Source organism: Methylophaga sp. UBA2513 (assembly GCF_002341285.1).
GTDB lineage: Bacteria > Pseudomonadota > Gammaproteobacteria > Nitrosococcales > Methylophagaceae > Methylophaga > Methylophaga marina.
This window is the reverse complement of sequence record NZ_DDNT01000001.1, coordinates 14,260-31,577: the sequence shown is the minus strand read 5'-3', so window position 1 is coordinate 31,577 and position 17,318 is coordinate 14,260. Positions and strand designations below refer to the sequence as shown.

The 17,318-nt window shown below is 41.6% G+C and carries 18 protein-coding genes and 1 tRNA gene (1 of these 19 running past the window's edge); 15 read left to right on the top strand and 4 right to left on the bottom strand.

The window, feature by feature from the left end; genetic code table 11:
- From B3V56_RS00145 to coq7, 4 genes are all read left to right on the top strand, one after another.
- Positions 1-61: transfer RNA gene (locus tag B3V56_RS00145), tRNA-OTHER, on the top strand; it begins 88 nt to the left of the window's first position.
- A gap of 372 nt (positions 62-433) precedes the next feature.
- Positions 434-1,381, top strand: a complete 948-nt coding sequence (locus B3V56_RS00140; protein WP_289282240.1) for a chemotaxis protein — start codon at positions 434-436, stop codon at positions 1,379-1,381.
- 160 nt (positions 1,382-1,541) lie between these two features.
- Positions 1,542-2,600 carry a GGDEF domain-containing protein gene (locus B3V56_RS00135; RefSeq protein WP_289283824.1) on the top strand — a complete coding sequence of 353 codons (1,059 nt, stop codon included), beginning with the start codon at positions 1,542-1,544 and terminating at the stop codon, positions 2,598-2,600.
- A gap of 16 nt (positions 2,601-2,616) precedes the next feature.
- Positions 2,617-3,267, top strand: coding sequence for a 2-polyprenyl-3-methyl-6-methoxy-1,4-benzoquinone monooxygenase (coq7, locus tag B3V56_RS00130; protein ID WP_289282753.1), 651 nt, complete (start codon positions 2,617-2,619; stop codon positions 3,265-3,267).
- A gap of 3 nt (positions 3,268-3,270) precedes the next feature.
- Here the strand turns inward: coq7 and B3V56_RS00125 are convergent, their stop codons facing one another.
- Complete coding sequence (locus B3V56_RS00125; RefSeq protein ID WP_289283823.1) at positions 3,271-3,579, bottom strand: PilZ domain-containing protein; 309 nt, start codon at positions 3,577-3,579, stop codon at positions 3,271-3,273.
- A 76-nt stretch (positions 3,580-3,655) separates the two neighbouring features.
- Between B3V56_RS00125 and B3V56_RS00120 the strand changes: the two genes are divergently transcribed.
- From B3V56_RS00120 to B3V56_RS00100, 5 genes are all read left to right on the top strand, one after another.
- Positions 3,656-6,046: a Lon protease family protein gene (locus tag B3V56_RS00120; protein ID WP_289282755.1), complete on the top strand. Its 2,391-nt coding sequence runs from the start codon at positions 3,656-3,658 to the stop codon at positions 6,044-6,046.
- A gap of 69 nt (positions 6,047-6,115) precedes the next feature.
- The gene (locus B3V56_RS00115; protein WP_286304242.1) at positions 6,116-6,526 is read left to right on the top strand and encodes a hypothetical protein; all 411 of its coding nucleotides are present in this window, start codon (positions 6,116-6,118) and stop codon (positions 6,524-6,526) included.
- Positions 6,527-6,622: 96 nt separating this feature from the next.
- The gene (locus tag B3V56_RS00110; RefSeq protein WP_289243452.1) at positions 6,623-7,861 is read left to right on the top strand and encodes a hypothetical protein; all 1,239 of its coding nucleotides are present in this window, start codon (positions 6,623-6,625) and stop codon (positions 7,859-7,861) included.
- A 48-nt stretch (positions 7,862-7,909) separates the two neighbouring features.
- Positions 7,910-8,548: an MBL fold metallo-hydrolase gene (locus B3V56_RS00105; protein ID WP_289282757.1), complete on the top strand. Its 639-nt coding sequence runs from the start codon at positions 7,910-7,912 to the stop codon at positions 8,546-8,548.
- A gap of 94 nt (positions 8,549-8,642) precedes the next feature.
- Complete coding sequence (locus B3V56_RS00100) at positions 8,643-9,188, top strand: carbonic anhydrase (RefSeq protein ID WP_339608451.1); 546 nt, start codon at positions 8,643-8,645, stop codon at positions 9,186-9,188.
- Between the two features lie 26 nt (positions 9,189-9,214).
- On the opposite strand, the gene B3V56_RS00095 is transcribed toward B3V56_RS00100, so the two are convergent.
- On the bottom strand, positions 9,215-9,754 hold the full coding sequence (locus B3V56_RS00095; RefSeq protein ID WP_289243455.1) for an outer membrane protein assembly factor BamE: 540 nt from the start codon (positions 9,752-9,754) through the stop codon (positions 9,215-9,217).
- A 78-nt stretch (positions 9,755-9,832) separates the two neighbouring features.
- On the opposite strand from B3V56_RS00095, the gene fur reads away from it, so the two are divergent.
- Entirely contained in the window at positions 9,833-10,249 is a 417-nt protein-coding gene (gene fur / locus B3V56_RS00090) for a ferric iron uptake transcriptional regulator (protein WP_286304247.1), read from the top strand.
- 8 nt (positions 10,250-10,257) lie between these two features.
- Here fur and recN read toward each other — a convergent pair whose 3' ends face one another.
- Both recN and B3V56_RS00080 read right to left on the bottom strand, forming a co-directional pair.
- Positions 10,258-11,931: a DNA repair protein RecN gene (recN, locus tag B3V56_RS00085; RefSeq protein ID WP_289283821.1), complete on the bottom strand. Its 1,674-nt coding sequence runs from the start codon at positions 11,929-11,931 to the stop codon at positions 10,258-10,260.
- The gene (locus tag B3V56_RS00080) at positions 11,925-12,800 is read right to left on the bottom strand and encodes an NAD(+) kinase (protein WP_286304249.1); all 876 of its coding nucleotides are present in this window, start codon (positions 12,798-12,800) and stop codon (positions 11,925-11,927) included. Before B3V56_RS00080 ends, recN begins: the two co-directional genes overlap by 7 nt.
- Before the next feature lie 169 nt (positions 12,801-12,969).
- Here B3V56_RS00080 and ndk point away from each other — a divergent pair, with 169 nt between their 5' ends.
- From ndk to ispG, 5 genes are read left to right on the top strand one after another with little or no spacing between them, the layout of a single operon-like run.
- A complete protein-coding gene (ndk, locus tag B3V56_RS00075) occupies positions 12,970-13,401 on the top strand; it encodes a nucleoside-diphosphate kinase (RefSeq protein WP_273181108.1) in 432 nt (143 codons plus the stop codon).
- A 9-nt stretch (positions 13,402-13,410) separates the two neighbouring features.
- A complete protein-coding gene (gene rlmN, locus B3V56_RS00070; protein ID WP_289243459.1) occupies positions 13,411-14,511 on the top strand; it encodes a 23S rRNA (adenine(2503)-C(2))-methyltransferase RlmN in 1,101 nt (366 codons plus the stop codon).
- The gene (pilW, locus tag B3V56_RS00065; RefSeq protein WP_286304251.1) at positions 14,508-15,275 is read left to right on the top strand and encodes a type IV pilus biogenesis/stability protein PilW; all 768 of its coding nucleotides are present in this window, start codon (positions 14,508-14,510) and stop codon (positions 15,273-15,275) included. Before rlmN ends, pilW begins: the two co-directional genes overlap by 4 nt.
- Positions 15,275-16,192, top strand: coding sequence for a RodZ domain-containing protein (locus B3V56_RS00060; RefSeq protein ID WP_289243460.1), 918 nt, complete (start codon positions 15,275-15,277; stop codon positions 16,190-16,192). The genes pilW and B3V56_RS00060 overlap by 1 nt, the downstream gene beginning before the upstream one ends.
- A complete protein-coding gene (gene ispG, locus B3V56_RS00055) occupies positions 16,192-17,316 on the top strand; it encodes a flavodoxin-dependent (E)-4-hydroxy-3-methylbut-2-enyl-diphosphate synthase (protein WP_320165962.1) in 1,125 nt (374 codons plus the stop codon). Before B3V56_RS00060 ends, ispG begins: the two co-directional genes overlap by 1 nt.
- The last annotated feature ends 2 nt before the right edge of the window (positions 17,317-17,318 follow it).

The following is a 17,318-nucleotide window of genomic DNA, read 5'->3' as shown; positions in this document are numbered from 1 at the left end:
GCTAGCTTCAGGTGCTAGTGTACTTATGTACGTGGGAGTTCGAGTCTCCCCCTGGGCACCATTCCAACAGCATATTCATATGCTGTATAAATCTCGATTTTTTATTGTATTCTATTTCTAAAGTCATCATTCAACAATATTTTGACGACTTCATAGTGCTACTCTAACAATCATCGAATTTTCCTGCTACTCAATTCTGTTCAGATACGAATGCTATCCAGTGCAATGATAGTAATGCGAATGAAATATCGGTCTTGTGAAAGATTAAATGAACTCCACATAACGTCTAACCATATGATTTGATTAATGCTTATGTTAGTGCTGAATAATTTTTGAGATATTGTGGCTAACTCTGCTCAAGCTTTCGTGCTAATGTCCGCTATTATTTCTAGACATATTCACGTTCATTTATTTGAGTTTTGCGAGAATTCATATGGCCACATTTATTGATTCCATCGACGAGCGAACCAAACTAGCTGGTACTAATCATCTGGAGGTTTTGTTGTTTAGCTTAGGAACGAGTGATGAAACAGGAAGAAACGAACTGTTTGGTATCAACGTTTTTAAAGTTAGGGAAGTACTGAATATTCCTGAAATAACGACTGCCCCAGAAATGCCTGATGGCGTTGAAGGCTTTGTCAGTCTTCGTGGTGATATGGTTCCCATCATTAATCTCCAAAAGTTTTGCAAACTCAGATCTAAAGATAAACCACGAATCCTGATGATTACTGAATATAACACCCATGTTCAAGGATTCTTGGTCAGCTCGGTAGATACCATACAACGGTTGAATTGGGAGCAAGTCAAAGAGCCACCACAACTCATCTCACAACGAATGGGTGGCTTAGTTACTGCCGTAGCAGAATTGAGTGACAAGCGCCTAGTCATGATTATGGATGTTGAAAAAGTGCTGGCAGATGCTGGTGACTTTTATGATGAAACTGTGTTTGATGGTATCAAACAAGTCGATAAAAGAGGGCACTATCGCCTTCTCTTTGCTGATGATTCAAATATCGCTCGTAAGCAAATTACCAAAACACTTGATGTGATGGGTGTTGGGCATATAGGAGCTGTAAACGGCGCCGAAGCCTGGAAAATGCTAAACAAAATCGCTGCTCAATGTGAGCAGGAGGGTCGTGATATTACAACTGAAATCCAAATGGTGTTGACTGATGTCGAAATGCCGGAAATGGATGGTTATGTACTGACACAGAAAATAAAATCCGATCCAAGAATGGTAAATTTACCGGTCATTATGCATTCTTCATTGACAGCCAAAGCTAATAAAGCAATGGGCGTTGGTGCTGGTGCTGATGATTATGTTTCGAAATTTCAGCCGAGAGACCTAGCAGAGACATTATTCAAGTATTTGGTGCATTAGTCTTAAAGCTTTTCTCAGCGGATGTCTGGTGATTGAAAAAAATACTGAATAAAGTATATTCTGTTTGATTGAGAGAAAGGTTACCAATAAGAAAGAACATGTGATTTGAGGGTAATAAATCCTTTTTTATTCAGTTCATCGGCGTATAAGGCATGTGGGAATGAATCATAGCAGTGTTAAGATTATTGATAATCTCGCAGAGATTACGAGCTATCATGATCGACATGTCCTTGAAAAAAGTCTTCTAAAAACCATAAATGAACTCTTCCCTGCAAAAGATATCAGGCTGTTCCGGGTACTGGAACAGAGTGATAATCACGAACTCAGTTTGCTCGCTTACTGTGTGAATGGCGTAATCGAATCAAGTGATGAAAACCCTAAATTAGTCACAGAAAACAAGGCTATTAGTGAAGCTATTTTTAGAGCCATTGATGTCGGGGACGTTGAATTAACTTCAACAGAAAATGGCCGGTGGAGCGTGGTCTATCCTGCCTTTGATGCACATGGTGCTATTTTTGCTGTGCTATTAATTTCGACTGAGCAGGTACCATCTAATGGTGACCAAAGACTTATTTATGGAATACTTCGTGTCTACTCTAACTACCTGGCATTAATTGAAAAAACGCAGAAAGATAAACTAACGGGTTTATATAATCGTGAAACCCTTGATAATGAAATCACAAAAATACTTGTTCGTCAGGGGGCTCAGTTTGAAGAGCAGATAAGTTCTCCCTCAGATTCTCGACGACGCAGTTTTGCTGTTAAATATTGGTTAGGCGTCATTGACATCGATCATTTTAAAACTATTAATGATAATTTCGGCCATTTGTATGGAGATGAAGTCATTATTCTTGTCGCTCGACTGATGACTTCAGGCCTGATTAGGGACGATGACCTAGTCTACCGCTATGGTGGTGAAGAGTTTGTTGTCGTGCTAAAAGCAGCCAACGAAGAAGACGCGATGCACACATTTGAACGTATCAGGAAAATGGTCGCTGCCCATAAGTTTCCTCAGATTAATCAAGTGACGATTAGCATTGGCTTTGTAGAAATTGTTGCCCAATCATCACCGGCAGATGTTATCGGTGAAGCAGATGAAGCACTCTATTATGCCAAGGGTAATGGCAGGAATCAGGTGCTTAGTTACAACAGATTGTTACAAGAAGGCAAAGTTAAATCTGCGTCCAAAGTAGCACACGGTGATGTTGAGTTATTTTAAAGGTAGGCCTAGTTGTATGTTCACGCTAAGACAATTAAGTTTCATTGATCAAGTTATTATCGAGTTAGACAAAGCAATTACTACGGTAATCGGAAAACCTGAAACAACACATCGTCATATACCTGGAAATGAACTTGAGGAAGCGACGGAGTTAAGCGCTGAAGAACAAAGGCATTCAGCTGGTTTGATGCGAGTCAATCACTCAGGTGAAGTCTCTGCTCAAGCCCTTTATCAGGGACAAGCATTAACAGCTAAATTGCCCGAAGTTCGTCAGGCTATGGAGCAAGCAGCACTGGAAGAGAATGATCACCTGGTTTGGTGTGCAGAACGTTTAAGTTCACTCTCATCACATCGAAGTGTACTGAATCCGGTTTGGTACATTGGCTCGTTTGCTATAGGTGCTGTTGCTGGAAAAATAGGTGATAAATGGAGTTTGGGCTTTGTGGCCGAAACAGAAAAACAAGTCGTTAATCATCTTGATGAACACTTGGCAAAACTAAGTGCTAATGATCTAAAAAGTCGTGCTGTACTTGAGCAGATGCGAGAAGATGAACTTCATCATAGAACGACTGCTTTAGAAGCTGGTGGTGCAGAATTACCTCGTCCTGTGAAAACAATGATGTCGATCATTTCAAAAGTCATGACAAAAACAAGCTATTGGATATAAATTTTACTGACTTTCTTCTATCAGAATAGATATGAGGTATTGTCCTGCCAATTCAGCATCAGCTTCTACCCTCAATACTTTTCCCTGAATAATAAACGGTGAGAATCTGTCATTTCCCGTATCCATGACAATTTCTAACCTGTCATGCTCAGCTGGTGAAAAGTCTGATTGAATAAGTAAACCGCTGGCACTTAAATTTTTACTTATCCCCCGGTGTGTTATTTCTTTATCGCCACTTAAGGAAAATGTAATAGGCGTATCGATTTTCATTCGGTGATATGCCCGTTTTTCATCATAATCATTTGGTGACATCTGATTCTCCCATCGTATATTGTCTATTTTTTCCTTAGACTTAAGCTTAAAGTAACTTATTCAAATCGAGAAAACTATGCCTGAGAGCACAAAATTACAAGTCAGTGATTTATATCATCATTGTAATCCTGAACAGTGGACATTTTCTTCCACTCAAGATCTTAAAGCGACGAATGAAGTTATTGGTCAACAGCGCGCATTGAGCGCCATCGAGTTTGGCAGTCATATTGATGCGGATGGTTATAACTTATTTGTAATGGGACCAGCTGGGGCAGGCAAATATACCTTAACCCGGCGTTATCTTGAGCAACATGTTGAGCATCTTCCTGCGGCCAAAGATTGGGCTTATCTGAATAATTTTGATGATCCACAACGACCTTATGCACTGAGTTTGCCAGCAGGGCAGGCTAAGCAACTTCGTCAAGATATTGAGGATGTTATTGATGCATTGAAGGAGGAACTACCTCAAGCCTTTGATGATGAATATTATCGTGGGCGGCTAAGAAGTCTTGATGAAGCAACCCGTAAACATCGCGTCAGATTATTTGGCGTATTACAAAAGGAAGCTGATCGGAAGGGTATTGTCTTATTAAGGCTGCAAGATGGGCATTATGCTTTTGCTGCTCAGCATAATGGCGAAGCGATGACTTCTGAAGAATTTGAGCAATTACCAGCGGCTCAGCAGGAAGAAGCAGAGAATGCCATAGCAGATTTACATGAAGACCTTCAACAAACCCTATTAGATATCAGAGAGTGGGAGAGAAACAATACAAAACAGCTGCAGGCTCTCAACGATGAAGTCGCACTGGAAGTGTTGAGTAAACATGTCAACAAACTCAAGCATGCCTATCCAAGCTCAAGCAAGTTACAGCAATATTTTGACGCTATGCTTAAAGATCTTCGCAGTAATGTGGATGCTTTTCTGAAAGATGAGCAATCTGCTGAAGAGGCTACCAGTGACATTAACATACACAAACGTTATCAAATCAATCTGGTCGTAGATAACAGTCAAAAGCATGGTGCACCAATCGTGTATGAAAATTTACCCAATCATCAGAGCTTACTTGGCTGCATCGAAAATATGGCGATGATGGGAGCTCTGGTTACCGACTTTACTTTGATTAAAGCAGGCGCGCTTCACAAAGCAAATGGTGGTTTTTTGATCGTTGACGCAGAGCAACTGCTTTTACAGCCATACGGTTGGGAAGGCTTGAAGCGAGCATTAAAATCACGTGAAGTAAGATTTGATGCTTTAGAGCAAATATACAATCTCGTGGCGACAGTGTCTCTAGATCCTGAGCCAATACCCTTGGACCTGAAAGTTGTTTTACTGGGTGATAGAGAATTGTATTACCTGTTATATGAGATGGATCCCGAGTTCGCTGGCCTCTTTAAAGTCGTTGCTGACTTTGAAGATGAAATGACGCGAAGTGTTGAAAACGACACCTTATTTGCTCAAATGATGGCAAGCACCATTGAAAAATATAAATTAATTGATTTCGATAACTATGCCATTGCTAAAGTCATTGAACATAGTGCCAGGAGCATAGAAGACAGCCAGAAACTCTCTCTGCATATGGGCAATATGGCTGATTTATTACGAGAAGCATCTTTTCTGGCGAAACAGCAAAAGAATCCACTTGTCACCAGAGATAATGTGCAAAGCGCCATCAAGTTAAGAGAACAAAGGCTCGATCGGCTGCGAAGCCAGATTTATCAACAAATTGAACGAAATATTATTGATATTTCAACATCAGGCTCAGTGATTGGACAAATCAATGCATTATCGGTGCTGGGAATAGGTGGCTTCAGCTTTGGTCAGCCATCCAGAGTGACTGTTTCAGCTCGTTATGGTGATGACAACATCGTGGATATAGAACGTGAGGTTGATCTCGGTGGGGACATACACTCTAAAGGCGTATTAATTCTGAGTGGTTATTTGGGACGAACATATGCATCTGATAATCCGTTATCGATGTCAGCAAGTATCGTTTTTGAACAAAATTATGGTGAAGTGGACGGTGATAGTGCCACGGTTGCAGAACTATGCGCTCTATTATCCTCCATCGCCAACATTCCAATGAAGCAGTCAATTGCAATAACTGGATCCATGAATCAAATGGGGCAAGTTCAGGCTATTGGTGGTGTCAATGAAAAAATCGAAGGTTTCTTTGATATTTGTCAGCTCAGTGAGTTAACCGGTGAGCAAGGGGTGATTATCCCTGCCACAAATGTGCAGCATCTCATGCTACGAGAAGATGTGATCAATGCTGTGGAAAGTGGACAATTCCATATCTACGGTGTGAGTCATGTCAATCAGGCTCTGGCATTATTGTCTGACATGCCAGTAGGTGAGTACGATGAAGAAATTGGTTTTCCGGATGATACATTTAATGCGCATGTGATGAAGCAAATACAAAAATGGGGTGATCATAACCGTAACGATAAAGAATCATCAGCTGAGTGATGGGTTTATTGAAGACTCTGGTGTTGATGACGATAAGTAGAGTAGATATAAAAATGACGGAGTAATCATATGCAAAGATTAAGTGTTCTATTGTGTTTTATCTATATGGCCTTTTCAATGAATGCTTATGCCATGACACTACCACCCGTACCTGCTGAGCCAATTTATTTTGAACCGCCAGTGGTAAAACCCGATCAAAATATGCAACAAATGAGCTGTTATCAAGTTGATAAAGCAATCAATCAGTTACATCCTTACCGGTACACTTATAAGCCTAGTTTTTATAAAGATGATGCAAATAAAGCAGCTACCGCACTCATCATGATCGATAGCATACCGATTGTTCAAGGCTGGCTAGGATTAGGCTATTTAGGGTATTCTGCTTTAGTAGAAGAAAAAGAAGATAGACGACAGCTACAAGTAGAGCAACAGATATCAGCGTTACAACGTATAAAAGCAGAAAAGCACTGTTATGAGTAAAACTGATCTCAATCAAATATCCTACTGATTTTGTTGTGAACTTGATTAAAAGTCATGTACTATCAGAATACTTAAATGCCCAGAGAGGTAAGAAATATGACTAGCACGTTTGAAATTAAAGCAAAATGGTACGAAGCTAATCTAAAAACAGCGAGAGAATCCAGAAGCAAATGGTATGAGGCTAACCTCAAACCATCTATAAACATTGCCAAACCCTGGTATAACGCTAACAAGCGTCCAGCGAAAGACGTTGAGATTCCTTGGTACAAAGCTAACTTGGTTGAGCATATTGAAACCAAAAATAAATGGTATGCAGCTAATCTAGACCAAGCCGTTCAGTCTGTACGCGCTACTCGTAAATGGTATGAAGCTAACAGAAGCCAATCTGAGGTTGAAAAGCGCTGGCAACATTTCAGTGAAGAAATGTACAGTGATGTAAAAAAAGCTTGGATGCGTGTGAATCTTGATCAGGCACGTGAAAAACGTATCAAATGGTATGAAGCAAATCTAAACAATACTCCTACCGAAAAACATTGGTATGAGTTCAGTGATGAAAAATATTCAGACACCAAAAAGAAATGGTACGAAGCCAATTTACAAACAGCTCGTATTAATCACAGCAAATGGTACGAAGCAAACATTCACCCTGATCCTCACGCTGAAATCAAAAAGCGTTGGTATGAGTCTAATTTAAGTTTAATTCGCACGCGTCAAGTCAAAACCAAATGGTTTGCAGACAACGCGGCTATCGCTAGAGAGAACCAAAAATGGTACGAAGCCAATCAGCGACCTGCTAAGGTTTCCGATACACCTTGGTATGAGGCTAATATTGCAGCGCACATCCACACTAAAAACAAGTGGTACGAAGCTAACTTGAAATCTGCAGTTGCAGCTGTTCGTGCAGAACGTAGTCGTTGGTACGAAGCAAATGATAATCAGCCTACGCAAACGCACTGGTATGATTATAGAGAGGCTAACGACACTGATTGGAAATTAGCTTTCCGCGAAGCGAACTTAAAACAAGCTCGTGAAAAACGTATTAAATGGTATGAAGCGAATCTCGATAACACACCGACAGAAAAACATTGGTATGAAATCAGTGATGAGCTGACAACTGAAACAGATAAAAAATGGTACGAAGCCAATCTGGAGAAAGCGCGAATCAGCCATAACAAATGGTATGAAGCCAATATGCATCCAGATCCACATGCTGATATCAAGAAAAAGTGGTATGAGGCTAATCTTGACTTAGCAAGAACACAAAAAGTGAAAAGTGATTGGTTCAAGCAGAATATGATCACTGCACGTGAATCAAGCAAAAAGTGGGATAAGTAAACTGTAGAGAGAACTCTACTGAAAGGCGTCAACGGGCATGGATTTTAGATGTTAAAAATCGAATGTATCACCGTTGGCGCCTTTTTTGTGAATACCTATTTGATTATTGATGAAGCGACAAATGAGGCTGCCATCATTGATACCGGTGAGACAACAGAGCTCGCTGATTATCTTGAAACTAAACATGAAGAATTTAAGCTAACTAAAATTCTACTAACACACGGTCACCTTGATCATGCTGGCTCTTTGAAAGACATACAGTATCTATTTGACGCACAAACCTACCTTCCAAGATTAGACAAACCTTTATTCGACACACTGCCACAACAAGGCGACTGGTTCGGTGCTCCACATATGAATCGACCATGTGGCAGAATTGATCATTTTGTTGATGATGGCGATATCATTAGTCTAGGAGAAACAGATTTAACCTTTATTTCAACTCCAGGACATACACCTGGACAAGGTTGTTACTATACGAATCAAGATATTTTCGTGGGGGATACCTTGTTTGCCGGCAGTGTAGGGCGCACTGACTTACCCATGGGAGATGCCGCTCTGATGCAAAAGAGTCTGAGAAAACTGTCTTCATTACCCGGTTCTTTGATCGTTCACTCCGGTCATGGTCAAACGACTACAATAGCTGATGAGAAACGTCACAATCCATTTTTACAATTTTTGAGATAACAATAACAACATGCCGACGACGTATAAATTGCTAGAGGGTTTTTCTCGATTTAAAAAAACATACTTTGGTGATAATAGAGCACTGTATGAGAGTATGAAAACTGGGCAGCCAACAAAAATACTTATGATTGCTTGTTGTGATTCCAGAGTTGATCCTGCGATTTTAACGGATTGCGATCCTGGTGATATTTTCACCGTAAGAAATGTGGCAAATCTTGTTCCTCCATGTGAAACAGATAATAACCATCATGGCACAAGCTCTGCGCTGGAGTTTGCTGTGAATTCGCTAAATGTAGAGAGCATAGTTGTGATGGGCCATGGCAATTGTGGTGGTATACGTGCTTTATGGCAAAGTGATGGTGTCGAAGATTCCAAATTTATCCATCGCTGGGTGTCTATTGCGAGAAGCGCTAAGGACTGGGTAAAAGTGAATCATAAACATGAACATGAAAGTGTTCAGTTAAAAATGTGTGAACAGAGAGCTGTACTTGTTTCTTTGGAAAATCTGATGACATTTGAGTGTATCAAAGACCGTGTTGAAGCCGGAAATTTACGATTACATGGGTGGTACTTTGATCTCGATAAAGGTGAGTTGATGTGCTATAACCCGACCACTGATAAGTTTGAAAAACCAGCATAAAAAAGGCGCCTTTGGCGCCTTTTTTATTATTGAATATCTCTATCAGGAATTTGCTGTTCATCTACATCAGGTTTAGCGGGATCTGTACCTTCGATGACTTCAATATCCTCGTCATCATCCCCGAGACCCACCAGACTTTTTAGCTTTGAATACAGGCCAGTATTTTTCTCTGTTAAAGGCACGATAACATTTTTATCCTGGCGTTCAACCTGTGGTAGATCTGCTCTAGCCACAGTACGTGTATCACCATCAATGCGTGCCAATTTTTCTGACTCATCAAAGTAAAGGGTGATACGGCGTTGTTCGCGATCTTCTCCGCCGGGTTGATAACTATAGACATAGTCCCAGCGATTCGGGTGAAAAGTATCAATGAGTAATGGCGTGCCCATAACATAGGCGACCTGATTTTTCGTCATGCCTGGCTCAAGTTGATTGATCATTTCTTGAGTAACATCATTACCTTGCTGGATATCTATGCGATAAACACCTGGTATTTTATCGGTGCTGCAAGCTGACAATGACAAAATAACTGCCAAGGAAAGGCTGTAAACAACGGAGCTTTTCATTTAGTATTGATTTCTGTAGTTAATTACCAATCTGCGATGATACTCTATTCGCAGCATTTCTACGAGGCAACAATAATAATGGAAAGACAAGATTTACGAAAAGCTGGATTAAAAGTGACGCTACCAAGATTGAAAGTCTTGGAAATTTTGGAAACATCGGATTTGCGTCATATGAGTGCGGAAGATGTGTACAAAGCACTTCTGGATATGGGAGAAGAAATAGGCTTAGCCACGGTTTATCGTGTACTAACGCAGTTTGAGGGAGCCGGACTAGTTTCCAGGCTCAGCATTGAGGGTGGACATGCTGTCTTTGAGCTACAAGACGGTAGTCATCATGATCATCTACTGTGTGTGCGCTGCGGCAAGATTGAAGAGTTTTTCGATGAAGTCATCGAGCAACGCCAAAAAGCCATCGCTAAAGAAAAAGGTTGGGAGATGACGGATCATAGTTTATATATCTATGGGATCTGCCAAACGTGTTTAAGAGAAGAATAGTAAATAATCTAGCGTTGAGCCTGATCCAGCATTTCCTCTGCATGAGAACGTGTTTTAGTGGTCAGGTTCACGCCACCTAGCATTCTAGCTATTTCTTCAATACGTTGTTGTTTATCGAGTTTATCAACAACAATATGAGTGCTGTCTTTTAAATGTTTTTTATTGACCTGTAATTGATGGTGTGCTTGCGCAGCTACTTGCGGTAGATGTGTAATGCAAACCACTTGTTGCGTTGCAGCTAACGCTCTTAAATGTTGACCCACCACCTCAGCAACACTACCACCAATACCTACATCCACCTCATCAAAAATTAAGGTTGGGACCGTTCGTTTTCCAGCCGTCACAACTTGAATTGCCAAGCTGATCCGGGCAAGCTCACCTCCTGACGCCACTTTCGCCAGCTCACCTGAGGGTTGTCCGGGGTTTGTTCTGACTAAAATTCGAACACTGTCCATACCGTGCTCTGAAAATTTCTGATCTGGATTGGCGATTACTTCAATATCAATTTCACCAGAAGGAATGGCCAGCTGTTTGATAGAGGCTGAAATCTGCTTTGCTAGTGGTTTAGCCGTTTTGATTCGTTTCTGGTGTATTTCTTCGCTTAGTGTCCGGCAAACCTTCTCTTTTTCAGCTAATTGTGTTTCGAGTTCAGCTAGATGCACTTCACTGGAAGAGAGTCGGTCGAGTTCTGCTGTTAATTCTTGATAGAGTTCGGGTAACTCCTCGACTTCGACTTGATGTTTTCTCGCGATATCGTGGAGCTGTGATAGTTCATTCTCAATACTGTTTAATCGTTCCGGATCGAGATCGATATGATCCAAGTATTGACGTAACTCATCTGCCGTTTCATCAAGATTGATAATAGCCGCATTAAGTGTTTCTACAGCGCTAGCGAAGCGTGGTTCAACATGCTGAAGCTTTTCAAGTTCGCTTAGTGTATGGTTGATGATGTCGTATGCAGCCGCTTGTTCCTCATCAAAGATACGATGTAAGCCTGCTTCTGCTGTACTAATTAACTCAGCAGCATTAGCAAGTTGGTTTTGCTCTTGAAGAAGCTGCTGGATATGTGATTCCGATAATTGGAAATTAGCCAGTTCACCCACCTGATATTGCAATAATTCCTGTTTGGCGCGTTGCTCATCGGACTGGCTTTTCAATTGTTGAAGCGCTTGCTGTGACGATGACCAATCTCGATAAGCCAATTTGAGTTTATCGAGTAATGCTTTGTTATCAGCGACAATATCTAATATTTCGCGCTGAGTCTGAGGCCGTATTAATGATTGATGTGCATGTTGTCCATGTATGTCGATACTTCGCTCACTGACTTCTCTTAAAAGTGCCAGTGGAACCATACGACCGTTTATATAACCTTTTGAGCGTCCATCACGACTGATTGTACGACGAAGGTGACATTGCTCCTCTTCATCTAATTCATGGTCTTTTAACCATTTAGCTAAGCTTACGTTGTTGTTCAGATTGAAGTCGGCTTCAATTTCAGCACGCTCTGCACCGTGCCGAATCATATTCGAGTCTGCGCGATCACCTAGCACTAAGCTAAGCGCATCCACTAACATCGATTTACCAGCACCAGTTTCTCCAGTTAGCGATGTCATGCCAGGCTCAAAATTAAGAGCAAGATCTTCTACCACCGCTAAGTTACGAACACTCAGACCGACTAACATGTTAACTTTCTTCCCCATTCCAGTTTGGCGCGAAGAATAGAATAATGGTCGTGATCTTCAAGATGCAATAGCCTGATTCGACTTTCGTGTTTTTCTATACGCACAGTCTCGCCGGGCTGAAGAACAAGCCCAGGGCGTCCATCACAAGTTACCATTGCGGTAGTGATATTGTTTTCACTTAAAGTAATTTCAATGACATTATTTGCTGAAACTACTAGCGGCCGATTACTGAGAGTATGTGGGCAGACTGATGCTAAAACCACCACATCCAGGTCCACATCCAATATTGGACCTCCTGCAGACATCGCATAGGCAGTTGAACCCGTCGGAGTCGATACCACAATACCATCTGCACGCTGACTGTTTAGAAACCGGCCGTTGATATGGGTTTCGAACTCAATCATATGCAAATTCTGATATGAATGAATGACCACATCATTCATTGCGATGCTTGGAGGTTTCGTACCGCCAGTGATGCTTGCATTCAGCAGAAATCGACTGTCATTCCGGTAATGACCACAAAGAATGGCATCAAGCTGATGTGATAAATTCGTTAAAGTAACATCAGCGAGAAATCCTAGACGGCCAACATTGATACCCACAACGGGCATATTGGTACCGGCAAGCGCTCTTGATGCAGAGAGCAGGGTGCCATCCCCGCCTATAGCGATGGTCAGATCACAATGAGTTTTGAATTCCTTAATGGAGATAACATCAAGTGATGGTAAAAATGAAAGTGGTTCGTTACATACAACAGTCAAGTCACGTGTAGCTAGAAACTCGTTTACCTGCTCAACCGCATTTTCCATAACAGGGTCGTCTTTACGAATAAAAAGTCCGATACGCTTAAATGCAGATTGGGTAGTCAAAATGGCTTCCTATGGTTATAAAACGGTCATCTGATAGTAATGCTTTTGCCATAAAATCCAAAGTAAAAACAGATTTAACGTGATTTGTTTCACAACATTGATATTAGATGGCTGAGAAATGCTAGAATATCAGGATTTTCTTGACTCAAATTAAATATAGAGGAATAACATGGCGATTGAACGCACTCTTTCTATCATCAAACCTGATGCTGTTGCAAAAAATGTGATTGGTGAAATTTACACACGTTTTGAAAAAGCGGGCTTAAAAATTGTGGCTGCAAAAATGATGCACTTATCACAAGAAAAAGCAGAAGGTTTTTACGCTGAACACAAAGAACGTCCTTTCTTTAAAGATCTTGTTAGCTTCATGACATCTGGTCCAGTCATCGTTCAAGTTTTAGAAGGTGAAAATGCTGTCTTAACACACCGCGACCTAATGGGCGCAACTAACCCTGCTGAAGCAGCGGCGGGCACTATCCGTGCTGATTTCGCGCAAAGCATTGATGAAAATGCGGTTCACGGTTCTGATTCTGTTGAGAGCGCTGCACGCGAAGTGTCTTACTTCTTCGCTGATGATGAAGTTTGTGCACGCACACGCTAAGAGCTGATTATGACTGAACGCACGAATCTTCTTGGATTAGATCTGAATGGTCTGGAAGCGTTTTTCGTTGAACTTGACGAAAAACCTTTCCGTGCACGTCAGCTTTTACAATGGATACATAAATATCGAATAACAGACTTTGCTGAAATGAGTAATTTGAGCAAAGCCTTAAGAGCAAAATTAGATGCTGTCGCTGAGATTAAGCTGCCGGAAGTGATGCACGAGCATGTTTCTCAAGATGGAACACGGAAATGGATTATCAAGTTATCCTGCGGTAATGCCATTGAAACGGTCTTTATTCCTGAGGGGAGTCGAGGTACGTTATGTGTGTCTTCACAAGTCGGTTGTGCACTGACGTGTACTTTTTGCTCAACAGCGCAACAAGGTTTTAATCGCAATCTGGATGCCGCGGAAATCATCGCCCAGCTATGGATTGCTAATGAAGCTTTAGGTAAGGATCCCAAAGGCAATCGTGTTGTCACGAATGTCGTGATGATGGGCATGGGGGAGCCATTAGCCAATTACAACAATGTCGTAACGGCGATGAATCTAATGCGAGATGATTTTGGTTATGGCATTTCGTGGCGACGGCTCACACTAAGCACGTCAGGTATGGTGCCAATGATTGATAAACTTCGTGAGGATTGTCACGTGAGTTTGGCTATTTCACTGCATGCCGCGAATGATGAGTTAAGAAATCAAATCATTCCGCTAAATCAAAAATATCCCATTGCCGAATTACTAGCGGCATGTAAGCGTTATGTTGTTGGACAACAGCGTCGTCACATTACGGTTGAGTATGTCATGCTCGATGGCATTAATGATTCAATACAGGATGCAAAAGATCTCGTCAGGATTTTAAAAGATATTCCCAATAAAATTAATTTAATTCCTTTCAATCCTTTTCCTGGCACGCATTATAAATGTTCATCACGTAATCAAATTGTGCGCTTTCAGCAATATTTGATCGACCAAGGTTTAGTGGCTACGGTCAGAAAAACAAGAGGTGACGACATTGTCGCTGCCTGTGGTCAGTTAGCAGGTGAAGTGCAAGATAAGTCGCGCCGTAGTGAACGCATGAAGGCCCAGGAGGTTGTAATTCATCGATGAGTAATCGTGTCAGTAATGCTTTAGTCGTGATGATGTTTGTTGTACTTACAGCGTGTAGCAGTAATGGTGGAACAAGAAGTCAATATGTAGCAAAGGATGCAAAAGCAGCTGATATCAATATGCGTCTTGGCTTGAATTACATGCAACGAGGCGATTACAAGATCGCACTTGAAAAGCTTGAGAAAGCGCTGAAACAAAATCCTAACCTACCCAGTGCGCACAATACCATCGCTCTTTTGTACCAACGCTTAGATGAAAATGAAAAAGCCGAAGAGCATTTTGAGAAAGCGATTCAGCAGGAACCTGATTACTCTGAAGCCCAAAATAATTATGGCGTCTTTTTGTGTCAGCAAGGCCGCTACGATGAGGCGGAGAAACGGTTCCTGAAAGCTGTAGAAAATCCACTCTATTCAAGCGCGCCGCTTGCCTATGAAAATGCAGGATTATGTACAGCAAAAGGGGGAGCCATTGATCGCGCGGAAGGTTATTTCCGTAAAGCATTACAGATGGTGCCTGGGCTACCCAAGTCTTTGTTACAAATGGCTGATATTAGCTATCAACAACAAAACTACTTACAGGCTAGGGCTTACATTCAACGGTTTCAGCAAGCAGCCAACTGGACGCCACAGGCTCTCTTGTTAGGCATCAGAGTGGAAACCAAATTAGCCGATAAAAATGCGGTATCTAGCTACAAACTTATTTTGCGTTCTCGTTTTCCTGATTCGGATGAGATGCGTATTGTTAACCAAGGGCTTGTTGAGTAATGAGTGATTTGAATGACGATTTTGTGGTGAGTTCTAACAGCCCGAGTTTAGGGGCCCGACTCCAACAAGCACGTGAAAGCAAGAATTTGTCACTAGCAGAGGTGGCGACACAGCTGCGGCTCACCAAAGACATTGTCATGCATCTTGAAACGCAACAATGGGACAAATTGCACGGGCGGACCTATGCCCGCGGATATTTCGCCAGTTATGTAAAATTCTTGGGCTTACCCCAAGAAGAAATGCTGGCCGTCTTCAATGATGAATACAAACAGAGTGACAGTGAACCAAGGTTGGTCAAGCCGGTTGGTACTGAAGAACAAAAACCATTGCCATGGTTGATGATTCTCTTTTTTCTTGTCGGAATTTTCATTCTCTGGTCAGCATATCAACAATGGCAGTCCAATAGAGCGGCTGATGAAACAGCAACAAGCGAGTCCAGTGAGATCGTTACCGAGCAAAACGACATGGATGAGGCCAGCAATACAACCTTTAATGACGATTTGTCTCAATCAGAGCCAGAAGACTCATCAATCTCAACAATGAATGACTTGAACAATACAACCGAGTCAAGTGAACAAAATGATAGCGACAATAACATCACAGAGTCGGAAGACCTTGCTTCTGTTGAGGTGAATGAAGACGTTGAGTCTGTTACAAGTGCTGAGCCACATCAAAATATTCTTAAAATGTCTTTTTCTGGTGACTGCTGGGTTGAGGTAACAGATACAGCAATGAATACTTTACTCAGTCAAGTCATGCGAGCAGAACAATCTATCGAACTTAAAAGCGAATTACCTATGAAAATATTATTAGGTAAAGCCACTGTTGCTGAGGTGAGCTACAACAATCAACCTGTTGACTTGCAGCCTTTTACACAAGGTAATGTTGCAAAACTGACTTTAGGAGCTCAGTCATAATGGAAAACTCAACCGTTAATATTCAGCGAAGAAAATCTCGTCAAATTATGGTGGGGAATGTGGCTGTCGGCGGTGATGCACCTATTGCTGTACAGAGTATGACAAATACGGAGACAACAGATGTCGCTGCCACAGTAAGTCAAATTCAGGCATTACAAAAAGTGGGTGCAGATATTGTGCGTGTTTCTGTACCAACCATGGATGCGGCAGAAGCCTTTGGTAAAATTAAACAGCAGGTATCTATTCCTCTTGTCGCGGATATTCACTTCGATTACAAGATTGCGTTACGCGTTGCTGAATTAGGCGTGGACTGTTTACGTATTAATCCCGGCAATATTGGTAGAGAAGAACGTGTACGCGCCGTCGTTGACAGTGCACGTGATCACGGTATACCTATTCGAATCGGGGTAAATGCTGGCTCATTAGAAAAAGAGCTTCAAAAAAAATATGGCGAACCGACTCCCGATGCATTAGTTGAGTCAGCATTGAGACATATTGATATTCTGGATAGATTGAACTATCCCGATTTTAAAGTCAGTCTCAAAGCGTCTGATGTGTTTATGACCGTGCATGCCTATAGAAAACTTGCTCAGCAAATTGAACAGCCTTTACATCTGGGTATTACGGAAGCCGGTGGGCTTCGTTCTGGTTCTGTTAAATCTGCTATTGGCTTGGGTATGTTGTTGTCAGAAGGGATTGGCGACACCATCAGGGTTTCGCTTGCAGCTGATCCGGTTGAAGAAATCAAAGTCGGTTTTGATATTCTTAAAAGTTTGCGCATTCGAAGTAAAGGCGTGAATTTAATTGCATGTCCTTCCTGCTCGCGCCAACAGTTTGATGTGATCTCAACCGTTAATGCACTGGAAGCAAGATTGGAAGACATCACTGAACCGATGGATGTGGCTGTTATCGGTTGCGTTGTTAATGGTCCCGGTGAAGCTAAAGAAGCTGCTATTGGGCTGACAGGAGGTACACCAAACCTGCTGTACGTTGATGGTAAGCCAAACCACAAAGTCGAAAATGAGGCGTTGGTAGACGAATTAGAACAGCAAATACGTAAACGTATCGAAATACAAAAACAGCAAAAAAATATTAAAACAATTCCGATAAAGGATCTGAGTTAGAC